Here is a 23,856-nt window from a genome sequence, read left to right on the forward strand (position 1 = left end):
CGGTTTTTATTTGTTAACTTAGTTGCTTAACCACGCAACAAACCATATACAAACACGTTGGGCATAATTAGAAAAAGGCAAATCATTGATAGATATTGAAAAATATAAACAGAAGGCTTTACAAATTTTAAGCCCGATTAAACCTGCCGATAAAGGTACAAATGCTGTTAATAATTTCTTATTCAGCGCTAAGAGAAGTGATGCAAGTAGATTATTGCCAGAATACTACTTGATTTTCTTTCTTTTTTCAGATTTGCTTAATTTTAAAAACCTTGGTCGTTTTGAAAAAATAGCTTGGTCGTTCCCAATTGATTACAAAGGAAAAGCATTCCTTATCGAACACAGGAAATTTGGAGTCGGAGTATTTATACAAGATGAAGAGGACCAAGAAATTGCTAAAGAAATCGCTAAGAAAATTTCAGGTGCAGTAAAAAGTATAAGACCTTACTATGATTATATAGCTGAACAGGCTGTACAAAATTCTGAATTTAATGTAGTAAACAATAATCGACAATTATTTGAAAGATTTGACTTTTTACTTAATTCATATAAAGTTGAATATCAAAAATTCTTAGATAATAAAGGTAAAACAGAAAAGAAGGTTGAAAAGTCTGAATTTGGTGAGTTTACTACAGTCACATCCTTGGATTTTGAATTTAAACAAAGAGCGAATTGGTTAGCGATTTCTTGCATAGAAGCATTCTATAGTTGGACAGAACATTTGTTTATTCATTTAGCCATTATCGGACAAGGTTTGAGTGATGGAGAAAAGGTTTCCGAATTAATTGGAGCCGAATGGAAAACTAAATTCAAAGCAGCCATACCTTTGAGTTCGTCCAAAGAAGCAGATAGTTTTTACAATGAACTAATTACTATACGTAACCAATTGAGAAATTTTGTAGCTCACGGAGCATTTGGAAAAGATGGAAATGCTTTTAGATTTCATTCAAAAACAGGAACTGTACCAGTATTAATGAATCATAAGAAGAAAAAAAATAAATTTTCACTACACGGATTTCTTACATTTAAAGAGAAGGAAGTAATTGAACTAATTGAAGAATTTATTAAATTCCTTTGGTCAGGAACTACTGCTCCAGCAATGGAATACACTCAAGAATATCAATTACCAACAATTTTAACTCTTTCAGCAAATGGAACTTATGCTGTGGCTTGTGAGAATATGGATAATATGAAAGAGTTTGCAGATGAGCTAATGAATGAATTTGATGATGCAGCAAATATGGATTGGTAAAATCAGTGCATTAATTTCGTAGAAGTTCAGAAATAGAAATTTCCAAACCTTCAGCAATTTTAATCAAAGTAAGTAAACGAGGATTTGTTCTACCTTTTTCAATCATATATAATTGAGTCCTTCCAATCTCACAATCAAAAGCAAATGACTTTTGGTCAATCTCTTTTTCTTCTCTTAATTGCTTGATTTTAGCCCCTAATTTTTGAAAATATTTCTCTTCTTTCGTGTTCACTATACCGAATTTCGATAAATTATTTATATATTGTGTTCGGAATAACGAACAAGTCTTTAATGAGTCGATTTAGAAAGCTAAAAATCTATCAGAAACACCAACCTCGGGAATGGAAATATATTGCTGTTCCTGAAATTCGGCTTCAGGGAAAGTGGCTGAAAGAACTCGGATTTGAAATCGGAAAAGAAATTGAGATTAAGCAACAAAAGAATAAACTCACTATTACTCTGACTGACAAAAAAGAAGAAAAATAACTACGCCCAACAAGGTATAAAAAACATAGGGCATTTAGTGAGAACTGAAAGGTCTGTGATTGTTTGCAAAGTCGCCAAATATAAAATTTGGCGTTTAAGACAAAAAAGATAAAAGCAAAATATTATATTTGGCTAAGTACCAATCCGAAACGTATCGCTTATCAACTGCCCTACGTTTCTTATACTAGACGTTAGCGATCATTAACCAAAATTATGGGAAGATGGATGGAAGCTTTAAACAAAAAGAAAGAAATTGTGTCTGAAATGGCTCCTAACTTTCTTATTCATTGCTCTAGACATTTACCAAAAAATATCAAAAATGAATTTCCAATACTATTGAATTTGGATCTCCATTCGGATAAATGGATAGACGAATTACAAACCTTTCAATCTGACAAAATATCTGAACTAAAAAAAGAAATCGAAAGAGTACGCAGAATACTTAACAGAGAAGAGTTTGTTCCAAATGTGAATTCAGAAAAAATATTAAAATTTTGGACGACGGAGGACTACAAATTGAAAGATATAAATGATGACATCTATGAGTTAAAATCTTTCTTCAAAAAGTCTATCGAACAAAATTTAGAAGTAAAAATCTATTTATAATTATGGAATTCAAAAGTCACATATTAGAATTAAAAATAATTCTAATCTTGATCGCAATTTTAGGGTTAGGATTGACATTTGGAATTGAAACAAAATTGATTAACATAGATTTATCAAGTATTTTTATTGTAATTACATCAGTTATTCTTTTAGTTGGTGTATACAGTTATTACGCAATTATGAATAATGATTTTATTCTTAATGATGAGGAAATGTTAATTATAAATCGATTCATATTCTTCAAAAGAGAAGAAAAGATTAGATTGGATAGAATAAAAAGAATAATATTTCGAGATGACACTAGTATAAATTTACTTTCTGGATATAAATGGGTTAGAATTGAGTATTTAACAGATTCAAAATCATTGAAATCTAAAACAGTATATTGCAATGGAATGGAATATGATGCATTTGATGAGAATCTTAACTTTCCGACTTTTGACGAGTTTTTCGATGAACTGGAAAGGAGAGGTTTGAATATTAAATGGACAAAAAAACGAACACACAACAAGGTGTATAAATCATAATGGCTTCGCCATATAACGATTCATACACGCAACGTTGTGCATAATGCTGAAAACCGAGCAAACCATCTACATTTGAACTAAAAAAAGCCAACGCACAGTCAAGCACATTTCATTTTTTTCGTGCCTCAAAAAATAAAAAGAGCTTACCTTTTCCCACCGCACCACTGATCAAATTATTTTCATCACTTCTTTTCGACCCCATTACCAAAAATTCGACTTCAACAACTTATTCCTGAAAAGGAAGTTGTATCGCTTCATCTTTGTAAAGAATATAAGATAATTTATTAAAAAATAACAAAAATGAAAACATCAAGAAACATAATAACAATCCTGTTACTAACTTTATTTAATGTAGCAAGTTACGCACAAGAAAGACAACTTACAGAAGAACAGAAAGAGAAATTAAAGGTACATCTCCAAAAGTCCTTTGAAAAATTAGACTTATCAGAAGAGCAGAAACCAGAATTTAAAGCAATCACAAAAAAATATGCACTTCAGGTAAAAACGTTAAGAAACAGTAATGAGAGTAAATCTGCCAAGTACAATGAATTAAAATCGATAATAAGTGCTAAAAACAAAGAAATGAAAGCGTTGCTATCTGCTGATCAATACATTGTTTATGAAGCAACTCAAAAAGAAAGGCGAAAGAAGCTTGAATACCTTGTAAAGTTAGACTTATCCGAAGAGCAGAAACCGAAATTTGAAGAAATTACAAAAAAGTATGGACTTCAAATGAAAACTTTAAAAACTAGTGGTAAGAGTAAATTTGCCAAGTACAATGAATTAAAATCGATAATAGGTTCTAAAAACAAAGAAATGAAAGCATTGCTTTCAGCTGAACAATTCAAGATTTATAAAGAAACCCAAAGAGAAATACAAAAGAAGATAAAAGAGAAGCGTAGAAATAGAAATTAAAAAAATGATGAAAAAGGTAAAAAGCAATCTTAAGAAATTAATACTGGCAATGATTGCTGGTTTAGTATTCACATCTTGTGACACTAGTTTTATAAGCAATTAAAAAAACAAAAATATGAGAAATATATTTAAATTATTTTCAGTAATCCTCTTGTTTTCATGTAGCAAAAATGAAGAACCTCAAGAACAGATTAACCAAGATACCCCTCAAGAACAGGTTAATCAAGATGTTCTTGTGTCAGCTTTTTTTGGACTTGATAATGCACTATCAAGTTTATTATGTAATCAACTAGGAAGCTTGTTAGATGGTATGCCTGTTAATTTTAAATTCCCATTAGATGCAGCCACCTTGTCAGAATCTGATTTTGAAGTTGTAGATAGCCTTGGAAATAAACACATCCCGATGTGTGCTCTTTTAGCACCAGCTAATGAAAACGGAGAAAATCGAACTGTACTTCTATTAGGTGAATTTGGTACCGCTGTTACCAATCCACCTGTTGAAGTTAGAGTTGTAGGGGATTTATTTACAACAGATACTTTATCCGGAGAGTCCGCTTGTTCAGAAATCATAAACCTAAACGGAATCACTACCACGAATGTTATTCCGCTTGCTGATGGACCAAGTTTATTCTTTGCCCAAAGAATTGAGGGCAATCTGAATGAATGTAATTCAGGAACACAAACGATTCAAGTTGCTTGGAATGGTGGGATTACACCGTATATAAGTGGTGATACCGAATCTGACTTATTTCAGTACTATATTGGCTATTCTGACAGTTCTGGAGTTCTAATACCGCATGTACCTATTTCAATAGCAGATATAAATGACAATGATAACTTTCACCAACTTTGTTTTTCTACAAGTGATGAAATTGTTAAAATTTCAATGATGGCTAACACAGTCGAAGACCCAAACCACAACCCAAATTTATACAGCGAAATCGATGTTAGTTCCTGCACTCCTTAGACAAGTATTGAAGAAAGCCTTTTCGAAAAAGGGTATAAAATTTTTACCCAAATTCGTTTTCAGATGATTTTTTTTTGAGAACCAGCTTGGTGACGAATACTTCATCATTTATGACCTTTTAGGGTGAAATATTATTGAAGGATATAAAAATACCTGAAACAAACTCTGGGATATACTATTTGACCATCCCAATAATGCTCCTAAAAGGTTGTACTCCTGATATAATAACCATTGAGTTTTTATGTTAGTTTAAACTAAAAAAATATTTTAAATTGTTGGTTGGTAATTATTAAAATTTTAAATGTCAAAAAATAGTAGAAATACTTTCATTAGAATTGTTTTGGTATCGTTTTTTGCTATTGCTGTAATGCGATTAGTTAGCTTGGGTATGCCTGAAAACACAGAATTTCAATTGCCAATTCCAAAGGAATTATTTTTGTTTTTTTACTTACTGGTTTTGAATTTAATTGTGGAAGGCAGCTTATTTTTTGATAGATATTTGAACAGAAAAAGACCTTGGTATTACAATCCACAAAAAAGGCTTTTCATTCAAATAGGAATTATCATTCTATGGACATTTATTTGCATTGCGATACCATTTACGATCCAGTATTTTATCAACGGTCAGTCCTTGATTTATCCCAAAGCACCAGTTATTATATTTACATGTTCCGTTGTTTTTTCTATTGGTTTTATTAGTATTTCTATAGCAATAAACTTTTTTAAGCAATGGAAAGATTCTCTACTAGATGCAGAATACTATAAACAAGAAAAACTCAAGGCAGATTATCGTGTTTTACAAAATCAGGTAAATCCACACTTCTTGTTTAATAGCTTAAATGTTTTGATTTCAGAAATAAAACACAATCCAACAAATGCAGAAGATTTTACACGCAAACTATCGAAAGTATATCGATATGTTTTGCAAAGTAAAAATCACGATTTAATTTCCTTGAAAAAAGAACTTGAATTTATTGATTCCTTTATTTTTTTGCATAAGGTCAGAATTGGAAATGCTTTAGAATATGTAGTAAATATTTCTGATGAAATACTACATATGCAAATCCCACCTTTAACCTTACAAATTTTGATTGAGAACGCTCTAAAACACAATATAGCGAATGCTGAAAATGTGCTGAAAATTTCAATTGAAAGCGATAGTGATAACACTTTAATCGTTAGTAATAACTTACAAATTATTGATACGGTCAATTCAACACACACTGGTTTAGCTAATTTAAGCAAGCGATTTGAACTTATTAAAAAAGATGGTTTTACTTATGGTAAACAAGAGGGGGAATTTGTGGTAACCATTCCTTTAATCGAAGAATAAAATGATAAAAATAGCAATAATAGAAGACGAATTGCCAGCACAACGCTTGCTAAAAGAAACCTTGCAGGAAATCAATTTTGATACGAAAGTTATTGGGTGTTTGAATAGTATAAAATCTGCTGTGGAGTGGTTCCAAAACAACCCACATCCCGATATTGTTTTGTTGGACATTCAATTATCTGATGGCCTTAGCTTTGAAATTTTTAAGCAGGCAAAAGTTGAAAGTGCCATTATTTTTACAACTGCTTATGATGAATATGCCATACAAGCCTTTAAAGTAAATAGCATTGACTACCTGTTAAAACCAGTAGAAAAAGATGAGTTAAAAACTGCCTTTGAAAAATATCATAACTACAACAAACAGTTTATTCAGAAACAGAATTCCAATATGGATTTTTCCGAACTTGCTTCTTTAATTAAAGGTAAAAAGATTGAATACCGTAAACGCTTTCTGATACACTCCAATGAATCGTTTTTTCATTTGCCTGTTGAAGACATTGCACTCTTTTACAGTATGCAAGGCATTACTTTTGCTGTTACTTTCGAAAAAAGAGAATACCCAGTTAATTTTTCACTCGAAAATTTAAAAGATCATTTACAGCCTGATAATTTTTTCAAAATAAATCGGCAATTCATAGTGAATATTGAAGCTATTAAAAGAGTCCATTCCTATTTTAATGGGAAACTAAAACTTGAAATAAAACTTTTACTCGAAGAAGATATTATTGTCGGAAAAGACAAGGCAGCATCTTTTAAACGTTGGTTAGATAGATGAACAAATAGCAGAAAAAATAGTCTTCAAGTTGTAAAAAGTTAAATTTATTTTTCATCGAATATTAGTCATACACATTTGCAATTCGCCACAGCCAAGGCTACGTCAAAAATTGCAAAAGAGTATGTCTTGCCAACGCTCAATTCTGAGCTAAATGACAAACATCGGAAAACTAAGCAGAACGTGAAAATCACTATGCACAACACGGTATATAGCAAATAGGGCAAATTGTGCTAAATTAAATTTCATACATTTAACAAAAGTAAGTGCCAGCCTGAAAGTTTAGTGCTTTCTACTGCCCTACTTGCTATATAATAAACGTTGTGTTTCATAAAAAACTCCAACAAAAAAATGAACAAACAAGTATTTGAAGATTTTCATTCAAAATTAACATCTGAAAATCTAAACGACAATAATGTGTTTGAAAAAGAAATTACAATACATTATTTTGAAATACTTGAAATATTAGCAACCGATTTCGAAACTTATCGAAAATTTTCCCCATTAATTCTATCCACTTTAGAAGATAATGATAGAAAGTCAATTTCCTATTCTTTATTTATCTTTTTCGATTTATTTGAAAAATTGATTAGCCAAAATAATTTTTACAAATTAGACCAGTCTGTCGCTAAAGCTGAAATTGCAGATGAATCAAACAGTAAATTTTTAAAGTTATTAGAAAAAAGCCTTAAAATAAATAATCAATTAAGAATTTCTGATTTTGAATTTCCTCCTAACGACTTGACAGAGTTAGAAATAAAAGAAATAGTCTCTTTACAAATAAGTCTAATACAAGAAAGTGCCAAAGAAATAGACTGGAAAGAGGAACAAAGCGATAATATAATGTTACAGTTGCCTATTTTAAGGCATTTACTCATTAGATTAAACAATCCCGAACTCTTTTACTTTATAATCGGAATATTTATTGATAGGCTTAACTCTTCTGAATTTTATCAAGCAGCTAGAGATGTTTCTGAAGAAATTATTATTTCAAGTTTTAATGATGGTTATCCACAATTTGGTTTTTTTAATGCTTTCAGGTGTTATTCAACACAAGGTAGTGCTCAAGCATCTCTACTTTATGCTAACATAAGTATGCACCTTGCAATAAAAAATAAGCAGGGAGTTTCGGATAAATATTTACAGGAATTAATATGGCAATCAATAAAATATTTTAGAAATACTGGCTTATACCCTTACACTGTAAAAATTTATAAAAGCATACCTAAAACATTAGAATTTTCTGATTATCACAGGCGTTCAATAGACCATTCTTACTTCACAAGTCTTATACCAATGAAGAAAGAAAAGTTACCTGATTTATTATTAGATTATCTAAACAAAGAACGAGAGAATATATTCTCGGGTGGAGTTCAAGAATCTTTACCTTGGTTAATTACATTATATAATGTTAGAAGGATTTTTCCAAATGCAAATTTCAGTCTTACTGGTCTAGGTTATTATTTAAATATTTTTGAGCAAATTGTACCAAAAGAGTCTATTAGTAACTATAAAAATATTATCGATGGTAATTCCTCATCTTTAAAAGAGCAATTAAAAAAATCATTAATTAAATTAAATGAGACAAGGAACAAATCAGATATCGTTTATGATAATGATATGTCACTTAAAATTGCGAATAGAATAATTGAAGATAGTTTCGCAAAAAAAGATTCAGAAGCAATTTTATTGGCTATGATGATTAAATCAGATTTCAGCTTGATTTTTAAATCTAAAGAATCATTCGAATTTGCTCCTTTTAAGGTTCCTACAACTGAATTAGAAAAGTTTAACAAGATATATAGCGAAAGAGATAAAATTGAAAGTGAGATATCTAAAAATGAATTTCAATCGACAATTTGGCTTGCAATAACCGAGGGAAAAGTGTTTCAATTAGCTTTCAGAAATAAGGCCTTTCAATATTTTGAGTTAACCGAATGGGATTGGTCAAAATTTAAAAGCCTTACCAACGGAGAATATTTTTCGAGTTTTTCATTCGATGATACTATTAAAGATAAGGGTGGAGTTCGTAATGTTTACGAAGAGGAACATTTTGCAAAAGCAAAAACAATAAATAATGAAATTTCATTTAGCAGGCTAAATATTGATGATGAAACAGATTCAATTTATCTTATAAAAGATATGGAATTAGCAGATTTTCCACATAATTTATTTCTCAATCAAAATGGAGATTTCCTGCACTTAAGTAAACCTATTACAAATATTCTATCTACAGAATGGTATTTATCAGTTAACAAATCAACTTCAATCAATAAAAATTATTCGAAATCTATCTGGATACCAAAAGAAGAAGGTGATTTTACATTAAACCAATTATATGCAAAAATAGAAGATACTTTAACCGCAAATAGTTTTGATATTAATACAAAATTGGAAAAGGATTCCTCTATAACTTCTGATATAAATATTATTTGTTCTCACGGAGCAAAAGATATTGCCGAAAAACAAATTATTTATCCATCTGAAAGACCACTCGTAAATCTTAACAAAGTCATTGGCAAAGGAGAAGTTTTAATTTTCTTAATCTGCCATTCTGGTTCTTACAAATCAGAGCTATTTAAAAATAACATTACATCTTTGGTAAAAACATATATTGAAAAAGGATATAAAGCTATAATAGCTCCATTTTGGGGTTTACATATAAATGTTCCGGAAATTTGGCTACCAGAATTTTTAAGTTCATTTAATAACGGAGATTCAATTGATATTGCACTTTTTAAAGCAAATAAAAAGGTTTATGATAAATATCCTACTCCTGCTGCTTGGTGTGCAATGCATTTATATGGTAATCCGAATTTAAAAGTTGAGCAATAGAAAAGCCAGCATACAACAGTGTATAAAAAACATAGGGCATTTATTCCTTAACCGAAAGGTTGAGCCTGTTTACAAAGTCCGCTAAATATAAAATTTGGCATTTATAATAAAAAAGATAAAAGCAAAATATTTATATTTAGCTAAGTAATAAACCGAAACGATAGTGCTTATCACCTGCCCTACGATTTCTTATACTTAACGTTATGTGCAAGCGGAAAAAAATACTCGTCCAATTTTCGGTTGCTGACTAAATTTCATCATCGTTACTTTGCATAAAATCATAAAAAGATGGAATTTAAAAATTTACACAATCATAATAAACCATTATTAATCGGAAATGTTTGGGATGTACCAAGTACAAAAACAGCCGAAAAATTAAACTTTCAAGCAATTGGAACTTCGAGTTCGGCAATCGCATCGATTTTGGGATATAACGATGGCGAAGAAATGGAATTTTCTGAATTAGAATATTTCGTAAAGCGGATTGCTCTAAACACAAATCTACCTTTATCAGTTGATTTGGAATCGGGATATAGTCGTAAACCAAAAGAAATCGTTAATCACATTAAAAGATTAGCAAAATTAGGAGTTGTTGGAATTAATATCGAAGACAGTATTGTTAACGAAAAAAGGATTTTATTAAACGTTAATGACTTCGCAAAGACACTTAAAGAAATAAAGAGGGAATTAGAAAAGGAAAATGTTGATGTTTTTATAAACGTGAGAACAGATACATTTATCTTGCTTCAAGAAAATGTAATTGAAAAAACAAAAAAAAGAATTCAACTATACCAAAATGCTGGAGCAAATGGAATTTTCGTTCCTTGTATTGAGAAAGAAAATGACATTAAAACAATAGTCGATTCAACAAATTTACCAATTAATGTAATGTGTATGCCTAACCTTCCAAATTTTGAGACATTAACAAAATTAGGTGTAAAACGAATAAGTATGGGGAATTTTCTTTTCGATAAAATGTATCATAAATTTGAAGAAAGTTTACAAACTGTTTTAAATCAAAGTTCATTTAAGTCAATATTTTAAAATGCTGATTACAGACAATAACAAAATCGAAACTTATTATCAAGCTCTGTTAGATAGAAAACAGAGCTTTGTTGGTATTTTCTTTGTAGGTGTAAAAACCACTTCCGTTTTTTGTATTGCGACTTGCCGAGCAAGAAAACCAAAACTGAAAAATGTAGAGTTTTATACTTCATTTAAGGAGGCTTTGGATAATGGATATAGACCTTGTAAAATTTGTAAGCCAACGGAAAATGCAAATCAAACACCTGAACAAGTTGAGAAAGCAATTATATTGGTAAAAGAAAACCCTAAAGACAAAATAACTGACTTCCAATTAAGACAGAAAGGAATTAGTCCAGAGGTTGTGCGTAGATGGTTCAAAAATAATTATGGTATGACTTTTCAAGCATATCAAAGAATGTATAGAATAAACAATGCTTTTCAAGAATTGAAAAAGGGAAAGAATGCTACACATACTGCTTTTGACACGAGTTACGAATCGTTAAGTGGTTTTGGGTACACTTTTAAAAAACTTGTAGGTAAATCACCAAAACAAATTAAAGATAAAAACATAATCCTTATAAACCGACTTACAACACCTTTAGGTCCAATGTTTGTTTGTGCAACAGATAATGGAATCTGCTTATTGGAATTTGTTGACAGAAGAATGCTCGAAACAGAATTTAAAGATTTGCAAAAATTATTGAATGCTAATATTATTTCGGGCGAAAACGAACATATCAAACAAATCAAGAAAGAGATTAAAGGATACTTTGAAGGTACAAGAAAAAAATTTGATGTTAAACTTGAAACACCAGGAACTGATTTTCAAAATGCAGTTTGGAACTGTTTACAACAAATAGAATATGGAACAACGACAACCTATCAAAAACAAGCAGAAAAAATCAACAATCCAAAAGCAATTAGAGCAGTTGCATCTGCAAATGGTTATAATAGAATTTCTATAATTGTACCTTGTCATAGAGTAATTGGAAAAGACGGAAAAATGACTGGATATGGTGGAGGAATTGAACGAAAAAAATGGTTGATTGAACACGAACGGAATAATGCCAGCACATAACAAGGTAAAAAAAACATAGGGCGTTTGTGCTAAACCGAAAGGTCTGTGAATACTAATGAAGTCCGCTAAATATAAAATTTGGCATTTGACAGAAATATAAAAGCAAAATATTTATATTTAGCTAAGTAATAAATCGAAACGAAAGTGCTTATCACCTGCCCTACGTTTCTTATACTGACCGTTGTGTTTCATTATAAAAGATGATTAAAAACATTTTATTCCTCATTCTAACTTTAACAATTTCCGGCTGCCAAGAAGTAAATCGGACGCAAAATCTTCTCTATAAAGTTGAGGAATTAAAAGCGGAAAACGATTCTCTGAAAAACATACTTTCAAAAATTGAAAACAAATACGTTTTTGACAGTATAAAATACAGGATAATACCAAATCCTAATAATACCCAAAAGTTGAATTCGGAATATGAGTTCGAATTTATCGCAATAGGTTATAATTTCAATAATGATTCAATTTTTGAATTTGATAAAACTACCAATAGTATTGGAACGGAGATTAATGCTTATTCAATGACAAAGAAAAACGGAGGAATAACTGTAAAAACGAAATTGATAAAGCCATGGAATCGGATCAGTTTTGATATCGACTACGAAAATAAGTATGGTAAAAAAATGAAGTTTAAAGCGGACGATCTTATAAAAGTGAAAAAATAATGAATATTTTCAGTAAAATTCGAGATATAATTGATAGACGAAAAGCTGTGAATGAAATCTATGATGATATTCAAAACTTAGATGAAGTACTACTGGAAAAAAGAATTGAGATTTTTCAAGAAATAGTCACACCTAAATTTGCTGAGATTGGACTAAATAATTGGAATGGAAAATATTTATGGTATAGCAATTTTAATGAAAATGGAATTAAACACGTAATTGAATACAATGTGTTTAAATCTTTCGGAGGCTCATTTTCTTTTGGTAATTGTTTTGACTTTATCCCTTCAATATCAGGAAAAAAGCTAATAAATCATCGGACAGATAAATCGACAAAAGTGATTTATTTCAAACGATTAGAAGGTTGGCAGGAAAGTTTTGAAAAAAACAAACCAATCAATCCTGATAAAATAAGTACAGTAAATGAACAAAAATTCAGAAACAGTTTAAATCAAGTACTATCGAATAATATTTCTAAACTGGAAAAATGGTTTAGTGAAAAAACTACAATTGAGGAAAATATTTCTGGACTTAAAAAAGATGTTGAATTTCCCACATTTGAAATTGGGCAAAGAATTATATCATCTGAATATATTTTAGCTTTTTTATATAAACAAAAAGGTGACCTTAAGTCTGCCGAATTTTGGATAAAAGAGCATTTTAAAAAGGGAATAAACTCCGAATTGGAAATTGAATTACTGACAAAAAGAATAAAGAACTAATGCTAACAGTTTGTATATTGCATATGCCGCCTTCGGCAAGCAAACGCAACATACAAGAGACGTTGTGATACATAAGATCAAAATGGACGAAAAAACTAAAAAACAAATTGAATTACACTCTGCTGGAGCTACTGTAAGGCATAAAAGTCCGTTTACTGAATTAGAATCATATAAAAATGAGGAGAAACTAGATCAGGAGTTCATAAACAAGTGGGTTATTCCATTCTATTTTGAACTTAACAATCAATCTGATAATTGGATTGAAACGATGATTAGAGTAAAATCAGAATTGACCGAAGAAGTAATTCTCAAAAACTTGGGAGATTTTAATTGGCGTACAAGATCAACCGGGAGTTATTTTGCATCCATAAAACAAGCGTATCAATTGGAAGATATAATTGGAACACATTTGTTGAAAAGTGAAGTTTGTTACGCAGGAGCTGAATACGCCAAAACTATAGTAAGCTTTAACACTAGTAAATCTCCAAATTATCTAAAAAAATACCTCAAGTATTATTTAAAAAAACCTGAGCTTTATTTCGATCAAGACTCTGTAATGGTTGCTCTAAAATATTTGGACGAAATCAATGATACTAATCATGTTGACGAACATATGGAGGACTGGAATAATTTTTTAAATTGGAGAAATAATTATACTTATAGAAATTTACAAAACCTTAAAAAAACTGCTCCTGAAAAATCTAACGAAATTGATAAGGAACTAAATAAAATAAGTCCAATTGACAACTCAATTGATACTGAGTATTTCAAAGGTTATATTGATACTCTAAAAACTATTATTAAAAATTAAAAAAAACAGATAACAATTTGTATAGTTCATTTGCTCCCTTCGGGAAGCAAACGCACCATACAAGAGACGTTGTGTACCATACGAAAGAAACATTAGAGAATTGAGTAAACTTCTAAAATATCGAGAAAAACAAAACCTCACTCAAGAGGAATTGGCAGAAAAAGCTGGTATTTCTACCAGAACGATTCAGCGAATTGAAAAAGGTATAGAACCCAAAGGACATACTTTAAAAGTTTTAGCAATGGCTTTGAGAGTTACAGAAGATGATTTAAAAGAAAATAAATCTGCATCAGAAATAGAAACCATAAATTATCAACTTACTAAACATATTAATCTTTCTTCTATTTTTGGTGTAATTCTCCCACCAATCAACATACTGCTTCCTTGGTTGATTATGAAACATAAAAATCAAGTAAATGAAGTAACAAAACAAATTGTTTCAATTCAGATACTCTACACAATTATTGCAGTGGTATGTATCCTTTTAAGCCCTTTTATAAGTAGATGGTTTGGAATTACCAGACAACTAATCTTACTTCTATTAATTGCTGCGGTTGTCATAAATATTTACATAATTATCAGAAATACTATTGAATTGGACAAAAACAAAAAATTATATATAAAACTGAATTTCAACCTCATATAAAGCCTGTCAGGTAATTGTCATATAATTGTCCTGTGAATTTTTGTTATTATTTTAATTGTTGTTAAGAGATTTACAATTTCAAATATCAATCAAAATTTAAAATGAAATCGTACAAATTAATTCTTGCAATCGTATTAATTCTAACCGTAAAAAACAGTATTGCTCAAGTCGCAAATAGTTCAAACTTATTTATCGAGCTCAAAAAAGCAGACAGTCTTGTTTTCGATGAAGGATTTAACAAATGTAATTATGCTGCTTTAAAAAAAGTACTTCATAAGGATTTAGAGTTTTTTCATGACCAAAATGGCACTCAAAATTTAGAACAGTTCTATATATCGTTTACCAATAGTATTTGTTCTAACCCCAATTTCAAACCCATTAGAAAATTAGTAACAGAAACATTAAAAGTATTTCCTTTAAAAAATAATGGAGAAATATATGGTGCAATACAAACAGGTAGTCATGTTTTTTATATCAAAGAACCAAACAAAAAACTTTATGCTACCGAACAAGCCAAATTCATAACCACTTGGTTTTTAGAAAATAAAAAATGGAAAGCAAAACGAATCTTGAGTTATGACCATAGACCTCCTGCAAAAGATTATGGAGCAAAATTTAATGCAAATTACATTTACAAACTATTTGACAATGATACAGAAATAGAGAAATTACTCAAAAAGCATAAAATCCCATCCATAGCAATAGGATTGATTAAAAATGGTAATCTTCAACAAATTAGAACATTTGGTAACAAAAAGTCAAATGAACCTATTTCAAATAATAGTATCTATAAAGTGGCATCATTAACAAAACCAATTGTAGCGTTTGTTGCACTAAAACTCATTGACGAAGGTAATTGGAGTTTGGATGAGCCTGTTTCAAAATATTTCGTAGATGAAGATATAAAGCATAGTAAATACTTAAATAAACTAACTACAAGACATATTTTATCTCATCAATCCGGTTTTCCTAATTGGCGATATTTAACAGACAACAATAAGTTATCTTTTCAATTTGAACCAGGAACAAAATGGCAATATTCTGGAGAAGGTTTTGAGTATTTGAGAAAAGCAATTGAAAAAAAAATGAAATGCCCTTTAGAGGTAATCGCACAAGAAAAACTTTTTAATCCACTTGAAATGAATAATACAAGTTTTTATTGGACAGACAAAATAGACGAAAGTTCATATGCAGTTGAGCACAATGAAAAAGGTATTCCGATAAGCTACAAAAAGTACACAGATGCAAATGCGGCTGCTAACTTAATGACGACAGCAGAAGATTACTCCAAATTTTTGGTATATGTGTTAAATGGAGCTGGTTTATCAGAAAAACATTATACTGAGTTTTTAAAAGTTCAAGCCCATGAAAAAAAGGGAATTGATTGGAGTTTAGGAATGCAAATGCTAACTAACCTACCAAATAATGAAACTGCATTTATGCACACAGGTGGAGATTATGGCACAAAAACAATTGCCATCATCTTTAAAAACTCGAAAAACGGATTAGTATTATTTGCAAATTCAGAGAATGGAATGGTTTTATGGCAAAAAATCATATACGAATATTTTGGGGAGATTGGAAAAGAAATCATACGCAGAAATCTGGAATAGTTACAAAAAACACGGTACGCGATAACTATAAAAAATATAGCAGTTAAGAGCTAAAACTAGCGTTTAGCCTTTTCTGCTATATTTATTATAAATTGAAAAACAACACTTAAAACCTGCTATAATACATATATTTAGCGTTGTATAGAACTAATAAACAAATCGAAAAATGAAATGGAATTTAGCAATAATCGGACTGGTTGTTTTCCTAGTGAGCTGTTCTGAAAAAAAGAATAATATCGAATTAAAATCATTGCTAGTTGAACAATTGAAAAACACGCATACAGATCAAAATTGGTTTGTTCCAACAAAAAATGCAATAAAAGGACTCTCGGCTGAACAATCAAATTGGAAAGATGATACAGAAAACCACTCAATCGGAGAATTGGTATCACATTTGACTTTTTGGAACGAAATGAACTTAAGGGCTTTTAAAGGAGAAGACATGTCCGGCTTTGAGGTAAACAACGAAACGACCTTTAAAAAATACACCAATGATGAATGGAAAAGTCTTGTAAATAAATTGGCCAGTATTCAAACCGAATGGGAACGATTAACCGAAAATGCTACAGATAAACAGTTAACCGAATGGAGTACAGAAATTGTAAATATGACAGCACACAATGCCTATCATACAGGACAAATCATTTACATTCGTAAACGGAATGGTTGGTGGAAAAAAAGTAAAAAATGAGATGTTCTTATAGAATCGCAAAATCAAAAGATCAAATCGCTAAAAACATAAGTGTACCTGGTTAATAAAATCGGTACAAAATAATTTATACATTGCATAACCCCGAGGTACAAACCTTACTCACTATAGTAATTCTGCATCATATCTAAAAATGAAACAGTTAATAACCTTTATCACTCAATTAAGCACTCTTGACAGAAAAGCAAAAGAAGAATTGTCTGAAATAACAAAACTTAAAACGGTTTCAAAAGGAGATTTTCTTATTTCTTCAAACACCTATTGTAGGGAATTATTTTTTATTAAAAAAGGAATTGTAAAAATGCAATTCAACTCTAATGGAAACGAATTCATAATGCGCTTTTTTGAAGAAAACATTTTGTTTACAGACATCGAAAGCTGTAATCTGGATAAACATTCCAGATATGAAATCATTGCAATAGAAGATACTGAACTATATGTAATACCATTCTCCAAATTCGAAAACCTCTGTTTAAAACATCACTCTTTAGAAACATTTTACAGAAAATTTTTGACCATTGCCAACCTCAATATGATGGCAAGAATTAAAGAAATGTTGGAAGAAGATGCAAAAAAAAGATATGAGAATTTTTTGAGAAATCATCCTAGCCTAGCACAACGAATTAATCTAGGAGATTTATCTAAATATATAGGGATTACACAGGTTTCTTTGAGTAGAATACGGGCGATAAAATAGTCTTTTTTATCATTTGTTAAAAGAAGTAAGGAATCACAAATCTAATTTTGCTATCAATTCAAACACTGCAAGATTATGAAATCAAAAAAAAGTTCTACAGATTACAATTACAGACATTTTAAAGCCACCGATTATGATTTTACAAATTTTAAAGGTCCAAAAGCTGGTGAAAAGTACATAGACTTTGAGGCAAGAACTTTGGATGGAAGAATCGTTTCTTTATCCAATTATTTAGACAAGCCTATAGTTTTGGATACAGGAAGTATTACATGCCCTATGTATGCAAATTCAAAAACGCATATGATTTCACTACAAGAGCAATACCCCAACATCCATTTTTTACTTTTATATGTTAGAGAAGCACACCCAGGAGGAAAAATTAATAGGATAACCTCTTTAGATGAAAAAATATCAAATGCTAAATCTTCACTTAAACTACACAATGAAAAAAGAACAATTTTGGTAGATGATTTGGAGGGAACCGCTCATCAATTGTATGGGGCAATGCCCAACATGACATATGTTATCGGCACAGATAGTATTATAAAGTTTAGAGCAAATTGGACAAATATAGACGCCTTAAAAAAAGTACTATTAAAAATTGACACAAACCATATTGAAACTCAAGATTATTATCCCGTTGTAAAACCATCGTTACCTACCGCAATAAGAACTTTAATGATTGGTGGCATTAGAGCCTTGTACGAATTTATTATAAGTCTACCTCAACTAATCAGACAGCATAAAGAAGTTGATTCGATGTAACATAGTCTAGAAAAAACTATAAATCTCTTAAATACTACAAAATGAACAACACAAATGAATTGAGTATGAGAATCGGAATCAAATTTACTTATCCTTCTATAGATCTAAAAGGTAGAGCGTATTACAACAATTTACCCTATGTAAATGCCCTTTAAAAAAAACAAACGCGCTTTACAAAAGACCTTGCAAGTAATCCGAATAGTATACTCTCTTCATTTTGAAACAAACTACATTAATTCTTTTATCTTTTTGATAATATTCTTTTCATCACCAGATATAAAACCTTGCTTATCCCAAACTATTTTACCTTCTTTATTGATTAGAAAAGAATGAGGTGTGCTCATAGCCTTCATTTTATGCATTAAGTTTCTTTCGACATCCAAATAAATATCAAAATCCCAATTATTAGTAGCAACAAAAGAAGCTACACCACCGGCATATTTAGGTAAATCTACTGAAACACCCACAACATTAATTCCAGTTTCATTTTTCCATTGTGCATAAACTTTAGAAATTGTCGATAATTCTTTTCTACATGGAGCACAACAAGTTGCCCAAAACACAAGCAATGTTGGTTCTCCTCTATTAACAAGTGCCTTTGAGTTAATTGATTTTCCCTCCAATGTTTTAATTGTTACCGATGGAATTTCAGTAGTTATTTCTTCTTCAGTTGTATAAAAAGCAGTTAATAGTACTGCTACTATTACTAGTAATGTAATTGTTATATAATTCTTCATTTTTACTTATTTTTATTTAAAAAAAAGGATTGATATATAGCATAATCAATCCTCTTTCGCGCTTTTATTGAGGAAAATTAAATTTGGCATGTATTCCATCAATTCTGGATAAGGATTTCATTAATAACGGAGCTACTTTTTTAAATTCTGGATCTGCAATCAATCCATAATAAGCATTTGTATTATTCCACTCTACTATACCCGCCATATGTGGTTGTAAAAGATAATCTGCCCCTGGTAACCCCTTTAAAGGCTTAAGGCTTGCTACAAAAGATGGTGGACCATATTTCTTTTTTACATTTTCTGACTTTTGAAAATATTTTGGTAATAATTTCTCTGCCTCTGGTGTTAACCAAGCATTAAAAAACTCATATGTTTTATCTTCTCTAAAAGTAACCGATACATCTTCATCTACTGTGAAATATGCCAATTTAATAGATGTTAAAATTGCATCTCTTGTTGGAAATAGTTTTTGAGCCTTTTTATCAGCTAGTAACTTATCTCTTGCTTCAATGTTTGGCCATTCAAAAATAGCGATCATTTGAGGAACTACCTCTCCATCAACTACGGCTGTTACTTGTAAACTTCCAAGCATTTTCCCTTCATATTTTGCCGCTATAGGTAATATTTTTGAAAAGTATTCTTTATTCAATTGGGCATTCTTACCTCCTTCAACAGTAGCATAAGCAATTTCAATTACTTTTCCTGCTTTAAAAAGTATATTAGCTTCTCTAACTTTGTCTTCTATATCGTTATCCTTGTTTGTTATAGCTTTAGAATTGTTGTTATCAAAAGCCAATGTAGAGAATCCAATACACAAGACTAATATAGCAGTCACTATTCTCATTTTTTCTAAATTCATCATTTTGTTTTTTTTATGTGTTTATTTCACAAATATATTTTAAGTTTACACACATTAACAAAAGTTATGTACATACAAATAAGTTCGTGCTATGAGAAAAAAAACATCAACAAACTTTGAGAATCAAAAAATTCTAGAAATGTCATGTGGGCTTTCTTATGCCGTTGAACTTATTACAGGAAGATGGAAAGTAAATATTCTTTGGAACCTTAATAGAGGAGTAATTCGTTATGGTCAATTAAAAAAAAGTATTCCTGGAATCTCTGAAAAAATGTTGACTCAAAGACTTCGGGATATGGAAACTGATGGTTTAATCATTCGAAAAGATTTTAAAACGGTTCCTCCGCACGTAGAATACTATTTATCAGACGCTGGCAAACAACTAGTACCTGTTTTAGATAAATTGTGTAAATGGGGAAGTCAAGTAAGAGATATAACTAGGTTAGAAGAAGTCTAGACCACTCAAACGTTGTATAAAATTAATTGCTCATACAACTCTATAAACAGATTTTTTCTTCAGAAATTCTATTCGGTTTGTATTTGCTAGATTAAGTATTTGTAACATAGAATAAACTATGAAACATATCGTATACAAACCTTGAAATTTGAATATAATACTGATTTTTTTTAGTAGAAAGTAGTATTACAAGTGTTAAAAGAATAATTATTTTTAGCATTGCATAATAAAAACAATTATTACAACAACATAACAAACTCTATAAAACATAGTAACCGTAATCTTGAAAAACGATGATTGAAGTTAAAAAAGCCGAAAAAAAAACTGAATTTAAAATCATCGAAGAACTAGCCGAAGAAATTTTACACGAGGTGTATGATCCTATTATTCCTGCAGAACATACTCGTTATTTTTTAAAAAAGTTTCAATCAGAAAATGCAATAAGAAACCAAATTAATAATGAAAATTTTAGCTACTTCCTTTTAAAATTCGATGATAAAAATGTTGGCTATTTGGGAGTTCAAAAACTAGATAACAAACTAATTTTAAGTAAACTTTATATTCTAAAATCATTTCGAGGACTGAAAATCGGAAAAACAGCATTGGAATATGTTAACAACCTTGCAATGAATCAGGGAATTGAAAAAATAGAGCTTATTGTTAATCAACAAAATCAAAATACAATAGACATTTACCTAAAAAACGGATTTAAAATAATTGAATCAATGATGAATTCATTCCCGAATGGACATTCAGTAAAAGATTATAAAATGGAAAAAGTCTTATCAACAACATGAATCTAATTATAACTCCACAATAATAGATTGTACTTCAAAAGGTCTTTGCAATTTACAAAGAGCATAACTCAAAAAAGTTAGTATCCAATATGGATTAAAGCTAATAGTTTGGCAATACGAACCTCTTCTACTACATCTTTATATAATTGTAGTACATTTGACATAACCCCTCAAAAAATGAAAGAAGTTGATAAAATAGCCTTTATTGAAACAAAAAACGGGCAAATTCTAAGCACAAAATCCAAAGGAAAAACCAAATACTATATACCTGGTGGCAAAAGAGAATTTGGTGAAACTGATGAGCAAGCTCTAATACGAGAAATATTAGAAGAATTAGACGTACACATTGTAAAAAATACTATTGAATATATTGGAACCTTCAAGGCACAATCGGATGGAGCAAAAGAAGGAGTTTTAGTAAAAATGACTTGCTACAAAGCCGAATATGATGGAATTTTAAGACCTGCAAGTGAAATTGAAAAAATAAAATGGCTAAATTATAACGATTTAGATATTATATCCGAAGTAGACAAAAAGATATTCAAATTCTTTAAAGAAAAAGGTCAATTAGAATAATACAATATCATATGGGATTAAATGCTTGAGAGAAGCTATCTATATTGCTTGCCATGTGCCACCATATAAATTATATCTAGTGAATCAAAAAATATTTGCGCCAAATAGTGACCTAGAAGATTTTGTAAAGTGTTATTGGACATTGGAAGGCTCTAAAGACGAAACACCGCAAAAAAATACTATTGTTCCTGATGGAACTATGAAACTGATTTTTCACTATGGCGATTTGTATAGACATTACCCAAAAAGTGATAGTAGTATTTTATTGCCAAGATCTTTTTTAATTGGTCAATTGACAAAACCTTACGTAGTAGAACCAACAGGAGAAACAGGTATTTTTTTTGTTCGCTTCCATCCTAATGGGTTTTTACCATTTACTACTATCCCAATAAAAGAAATGGAAAATACCGCTGTAACTTTAGAAAAATTGTTTGGAGAAAGTGGATTAGAAATCGAACAAAAAATTATAAATGCTAATACCAATATGGAGCGAATTGATCTTATTCAATCCTTCTTAATTAACCGACTGACAGACGATAAGCTCATAGATAAAATTGTCCAATCTACTATTGAAACAATTACAACTGCAAATGGACAGCTTTCTATTAATGAACTTTCTAAACAAACTGAGTTAAATCGCAGGTTCCTAGCACGTAAATTCTCTTCTACTATTGGTCTAAGCCCTAAACAGCTTTCAAAAATCGTAAGACTACAAACAACGCTGAAGACTTTATTAACTAAGGATGTTTCCAAATTGACTGATCTAGCCCATGAAAATGAATATTTCGATCAGGCACATTTCATAAAGGATTTCAAAGAATTTACTGGACTTACACCCAAAGAGTTTTATGGTGATCATTTAAAAATGTCATTGATATTTGATACTAAAAAATAAGTCTGTCCCATTTTTACAATTTTAAGATATAAGCAATTCTCAATTTTGCAATCAAACTTAAAAACATAGTAAAAATGAAAAATGAAAATCCTGTTTGTTGGTTTGATATCCATGTGGCAAACCTAGAGCGTGCAAAAAAATTTTACGAAACAGTTTTTAATGTAAAGCTAGTTGATTTACCTATAGAATGGGGAAAACAATCTACCTTTCCTTTTGAAAACGAAGGAGTAAATGCAACCGGAGCTTTAGTAGAAAAAGACGATTATATTGCCAATGAAAATAACACAATAGTTTACTTTTCGTCTGAAGATTGTGTAACCGAAGAAACCAGAGTTGAAAAAGCAGGTGGAAAAATAATAAAATCAAAAATGTCTATCGGAGAATTTGGTTTTATTTCTATCTTATCCGATACAGAAGGCAATACTATAGGTCTACATTCAAGACAGTAACTTTACAATAATATTGTTTTACTCAAAGAAATGTAAAAACTACACTCATAACAAAGCATAGCAAAGACGGTTCTAGTATACACTCGAACCGTTTCCTTTTCTATTTTGTATATTGCTATAAGTAATTATTTTGCTTTACTCCAAGTTATATATTCAGCATTATTTCCTTGCAAATGAAATTTAAAAATCCAATACCTATCACGTGCAAATCCTGTGATTATAAAGGTAAATATAAAATCGTTTTGCTATTAAATTATGAGGCAAAATGCGACAAATGCAAGAGTAATTTTGATTATGCTTCTGCTCATATGAATAAATTGATGGAGGATCTAAACGAGACATACCTCCTTTTGGAAGTTATTTTGGGTATCGAAGAACATTTTGAACAAGAATACCAAGGAGGAGAAATAGAGAACATCAAATCGATACAAGATCTCTTAACAGTAACCGAAAATGAATTTGATAATGAAAAAGAACAGATTAGAAAAAAATTGCTAGCATATCTAAGGAAAAAATACAATACCAAAATCAAAGAATTTGACACCTCCATTCTGACTGCACTAGGAATTGAAGTAAAGAAAAGAGATAACTGAATACAAAACTATAGTAAAAACACGTTACACATTAAACATTGGTATGTAGTTAAACTGTCATT

At 30.2% G+C, this 23,856-nt stretch carries 28 protein-coding genes; 25 read left to right on the forward strand and 3 right to left on the reverse strand.

Annotated features, from left to right (window positions below; all coding sequences use genetic code 11):
• The first annotated feature begins 85 nt into the window (after positions 1-85).
• Positions 86-1,252: a hypothetical protein gene (locus C1X07_RS14990; protein WP_103070844.1), complete on the forward strand. Its 1,167-nt coding sequence runs from the start codon at positions 86-88 to the stop codon at positions 1,250-1,252.
• A gap of 10 nt (positions 1,253-1,262) precedes the next feature.
• Here C1X07_RS14990 and C1X07_RS14995 read toward each other — a convergent pair whose 3' ends face one another.
• The gene (locus C1X07_RS14995; RefSeq protein WP_103070845.1) at positions 1,263-1,484 is read right to left on the reverse strand and encodes a helix-turn-helix domain-containing protein; all 222 of its coding nucleotides are present in this window, start codon (positions 1,482-1,484) and stop codon (positions 1,263-1,265) included.
• Positions 1,485-1,543: 59 nt separating this feature from the next.
• On the opposite strand from C1X07_RS14995, the gene C1X07_RS15000 reads away from it, so the two are divergent.
• The 18 genes from C1X07_RS15000 (at position 1,544) to C1X07_RS15085 (ending at position 18,428) form a co-directional block, all read left to right on the forward strand.
• Positions 1,544-1,738 carry a SymE family type I addiction module toxin gene (locus tag C1X07_RS15000; RefSeq protein WP_103070846.1) on the forward strand — a complete coding sequence of 65 codons (195 nt, stop codon included), beginning with the start codon at positions 1,544-1,546 and terminating at the stop codon, positions 1,736-1,738.
• Between the two features lie 213 nt (positions 1,739-1,951).
• Entirely contained in the window at positions 1,952-2,344 is a 393-nt protein-coding gene (locus C1X07_RS15005) for a hypothetical protein (RefSeq protein ID WP_103070847.1), read from the forward strand.
• 2 nt (positions 2,345-2,346) lie between these two features.
• Complete coding sequence (locus C1X07_RS15010) at positions 2,347-2,871, forward strand: hypothetical protein (protein WP_103070848.1); 525 nt, start codon at positions 2,347-2,349, stop codon at positions 2,869-2,871.
• Positions 2,872-3,171: 300 nt separating this feature from the next.
• Positions 3,172-3,786, forward strand: coding sequence for a hypothetical protein (locus tag C1X07_RS15015; protein ID WP_103070849.1), 615 nt, complete (start codon positions 3,172-3,174; stop codon positions 3,784-3,786).
• Between the two features lie 115 nt (positions 3,787-3,901).
• A complete protein-coding gene (locus tag C1X07_RS15020; RefSeq protein WP_103070850.1) occupies positions 3,902-4,753 on the forward strand; it encodes a hypothetical protein in 852 nt (283 codons plus the stop codon).
• Positions 4,754-5,054: 301 nt separating this feature from the next.
• Complete coding sequence (locus C1X07_RS15025) at positions 5,055-6,086, forward strand: sensor histidine kinase (RefSeq protein WP_103070851.1); 1,032 nt, start codon at positions 5,055-5,057, stop codon at positions 6,084-6,086.
• A 1-nt stretch (position 6,087) separates the two neighbouring features.
• Complete coding sequence (locus C1X07_RS15030) at positions 6,088-6,861, forward strand: LytR/AlgR family response regulator transcription factor (protein ID WP_103070852.1); 774 nt, start codon at positions 6,088-6,090, stop codon at positions 6,859-6,861.
• 348 nt (positions 6,862-7,209) lie between these two features.
• Complete coding sequence (locus tag C1X07_RS15035; RefSeq protein WP_103070853.1) at positions 7,210-9,693, forward strand: hypothetical protein; 2,484 nt, start codon at positions 7,210-7,212, stop codon at positions 9,691-9,693.
• Positions 9,694-9,981: 288 nt separating this feature from the next.
• Positions 9,982-10,737, forward strand: coding sequence for an isocitrate lyase/PEP mutase family protein (locus tag C1X07_RS15040; RefSeq protein ID WP_103070854.1), 756 nt, complete (start codon positions 9,982-9,984; stop codon positions 10,735-10,737).
• Position 10,738: 1 nt separating this feature from the next.
• Entirely contained in the window at positions 10,739-11,797 is a 1,059-nt protein-coding gene (locus tag C1X07_RS15045) for a bifunctional transcriptional activator/DNA repair enzyme AdaA (RefSeq protein ID WP_103070855.1), read from the forward strand.
• A 200-nt stretch (positions 11,798-11,997) separates the two neighbouring features.
• Positions 11,998-12,465 carry a hypothetical protein gene (locus C1X07_RS15050; protein ID WP_103070856.1) on the forward strand — a complete coding sequence of 156 codons (468 nt, stop codon included), beginning with the start codon at positions 11,998-12,000 and terminating at the stop codon, positions 12,463-12,465.
• On the forward strand, positions 12,465-13,187 hold the full coding sequence (locus tag C1X07_RS15055; protein ID WP_103070857.1) for a hypothetical protein: 723 nt from the start codon (positions 12,465-12,467) through the stop codon (positions 13,185-13,187). The genes C1X07_RS15050 and C1X07_RS15055 overlap by 1 nt, the downstream gene beginning before the upstream one ends.
• Before the next feature lie 82 nt (positions 13,188-13,269).
• Positions 13,270-13,998 carry a DUF6000 family protein gene (locus C1X07_RS15060; protein WP_103070858.1) on the forward strand — a complete coding sequence of 243 codons (729 nt, stop codon included), beginning with the start codon at positions 13,270-13,272 and terminating at the stop codon, positions 13,996-13,998.
• A 100-nt stretch (positions 13,999-14,098) separates the two neighbouring features.
• The gene (locus C1X07_RS15065) at positions 14,099-14,644 is read left to right on the forward strand and encodes a helix-turn-helix domain-containing protein (RefSeq protein WP_103070859.1); all 546 of its coding nucleotides are present in this window, start codon (positions 14,099-14,101) and stop codon (positions 14,642-14,644) included.
• A 101-nt stretch (positions 14,645-14,745) separates the two neighbouring features.
• Positions 14,746-16,257 (forward strand): serine hydrolase, encoded by a 1,512-nt coding sequence (locus tag C1X07_RS15070; RefSeq protein ID WP_103070860.1) that lies wholly within the window; start codon positions 14,746-14,748, stop codon positions 16,255-16,257.
• 166 nt (positions 16,258-16,423) lie between these two features.
• The gene (locus tag C1X07_RS15075) at positions 16,424-16,948 is read left to right on the forward strand and encodes a DinB family protein (protein ID WP_103070861.1); all 525 of its coding nucleotides are present in this window, start codon (positions 16,424-16,426) and stop codon (positions 16,946-16,948) included.
• Positions 16,949-17,099: 151 nt separating this feature from the next.
• Positions 17,100-17,663 (forward strand): Crp/Fnr family transcriptional regulator, encoded by a 564-nt coding sequence (locus tag C1X07_RS15080; protein ID WP_103070862.1) that lies wholly within the window; start codon positions 17,100-17,102, stop codon positions 17,661-17,663.
• A gap of 75 nt (positions 17,664-17,738) precedes the next feature.
• Complete coding sequence (locus tag C1X07_RS15085; RefSeq protein WP_103070863.1) at positions 17,739-18,428, forward strand: TlpA family protein disulfide reductase; 690 nt, start codon at positions 17,739-17,741, stop codon at positions 18,426-18,428.
• A gap of 227 nt (positions 18,429-18,655) precedes the next feature.
• Here the strand turns inward: C1X07_RS15085 and C1X07_RS15090 are convergent, their stop codons facing one another.
• Positions 18,656-19,165: a TlpA family protein disulfide reductase gene (locus C1X07_RS15090; protein WP_103070864.1), complete on the reverse strand. Its 510-nt coding sequence runs from the start codon at positions 19,163-19,165 to the stop codon at positions 18,656-18,658.
• 64 nt (positions 19,166-19,229) lie between these two features.
• The gene (locus tag C1X07_RS15095; RefSeq protein WP_128755289.1) at positions 19,230-20,030 is read right to left on the reverse strand and encodes a hypothetical protein; all 801 of its coding nucleotides are present in this window, start codon (positions 20,028-20,030) and stop codon (positions 19,230-19,232) included.
• Positions 20,031-20,118: 88 nt separating this feature from the next.
• Here C1X07_RS15095 and C1X07_RS15100 point away from each other — a divergent pair, with 88 nt between their 5' ends.
• The 6 genes from C1X07_RS15100 to C1X07_RS15125 all read left to right on the forward strand — a co-directional run bounded on the left by C1X07_RS15100 (position 20,119) and on the right by C1X07_RS15125 (position 23,794).
• Positions 20,119-20,484, forward strand: coding sequence for a winged helix-turn-helix transcriptional regulator (locus tag C1X07_RS15100; protein WP_206604244.1), 366 nt, complete (start codon positions 20,119-20,121; stop codon positions 20,482-20,484).
• A gap of 293 nt (positions 20,485-20,777) precedes the next feature.
• Positions 20,778-21,281, forward strand: a complete 504-nt coding sequence (locus tag C1X07_RS15105) for a GNAT family N-acetyltransferase (protein ID WP_103070866.1) — start codon at positions 20,778-20,780, stop codon at positions 21,279-21,281.
• A gap of 177 nt (positions 21,282-21,458) precedes the next feature.
• Positions 21,459-21,857, forward strand: coding sequence for an NUDIX hydrolase (locus C1X07_RS15110; RefSeq protein ID WP_103070867.1), 399 nt, complete (start codon positions 21,459-21,461; stop codon positions 21,855-21,857).
• A 25-nt stretch (positions 21,858-21,882) separates the two neighbouring features.
• Positions 21,883-22,752: a DUF6597 domain-containing transcriptional factor gene (locus tag C1X07_RS15115; protein ID WP_206604245.1), complete on the forward strand. Its 870-nt coding sequence runs from the start codon at positions 21,883-21,885 to the stop codon at positions 22,750-22,752.
• Between the two features lie 74 nt (positions 22,753-22,826).
• Positions 22,827-23,201, forward strand: coding sequence for a VOC family protein (locus C1X07_RS15120; RefSeq protein ID WP_103070869.1), 375 nt, complete (start codon positions 22,827-22,829; stop codon positions 23,199-23,201).
• A 173-nt stretch (positions 23,202-23,374) separates the two neighbouring features.
• On the forward strand, positions 23,375-23,794 hold the full coding sequence (locus tag C1X07_RS15125) for a hypothetical protein (RefSeq protein WP_103070870.1): 420 nt from the start codon (positions 23,375-23,377) through the stop codon (positions 23,792-23,794).
• The last annotated feature ends 62 nt before the right edge of the window (positions 23,795-23,856 follow it).

Source organism: Aquimarina sediminis (assembly GCF_002895435.1).
In the GTDB taxonomy this organism is placed as follows: domain Bacteria; phylum Bacteroidota; class Bacteroidia; order Flavobacteriales; family Flavobacteriaceae; genus Aquimarina; species Aquimarina sediminis.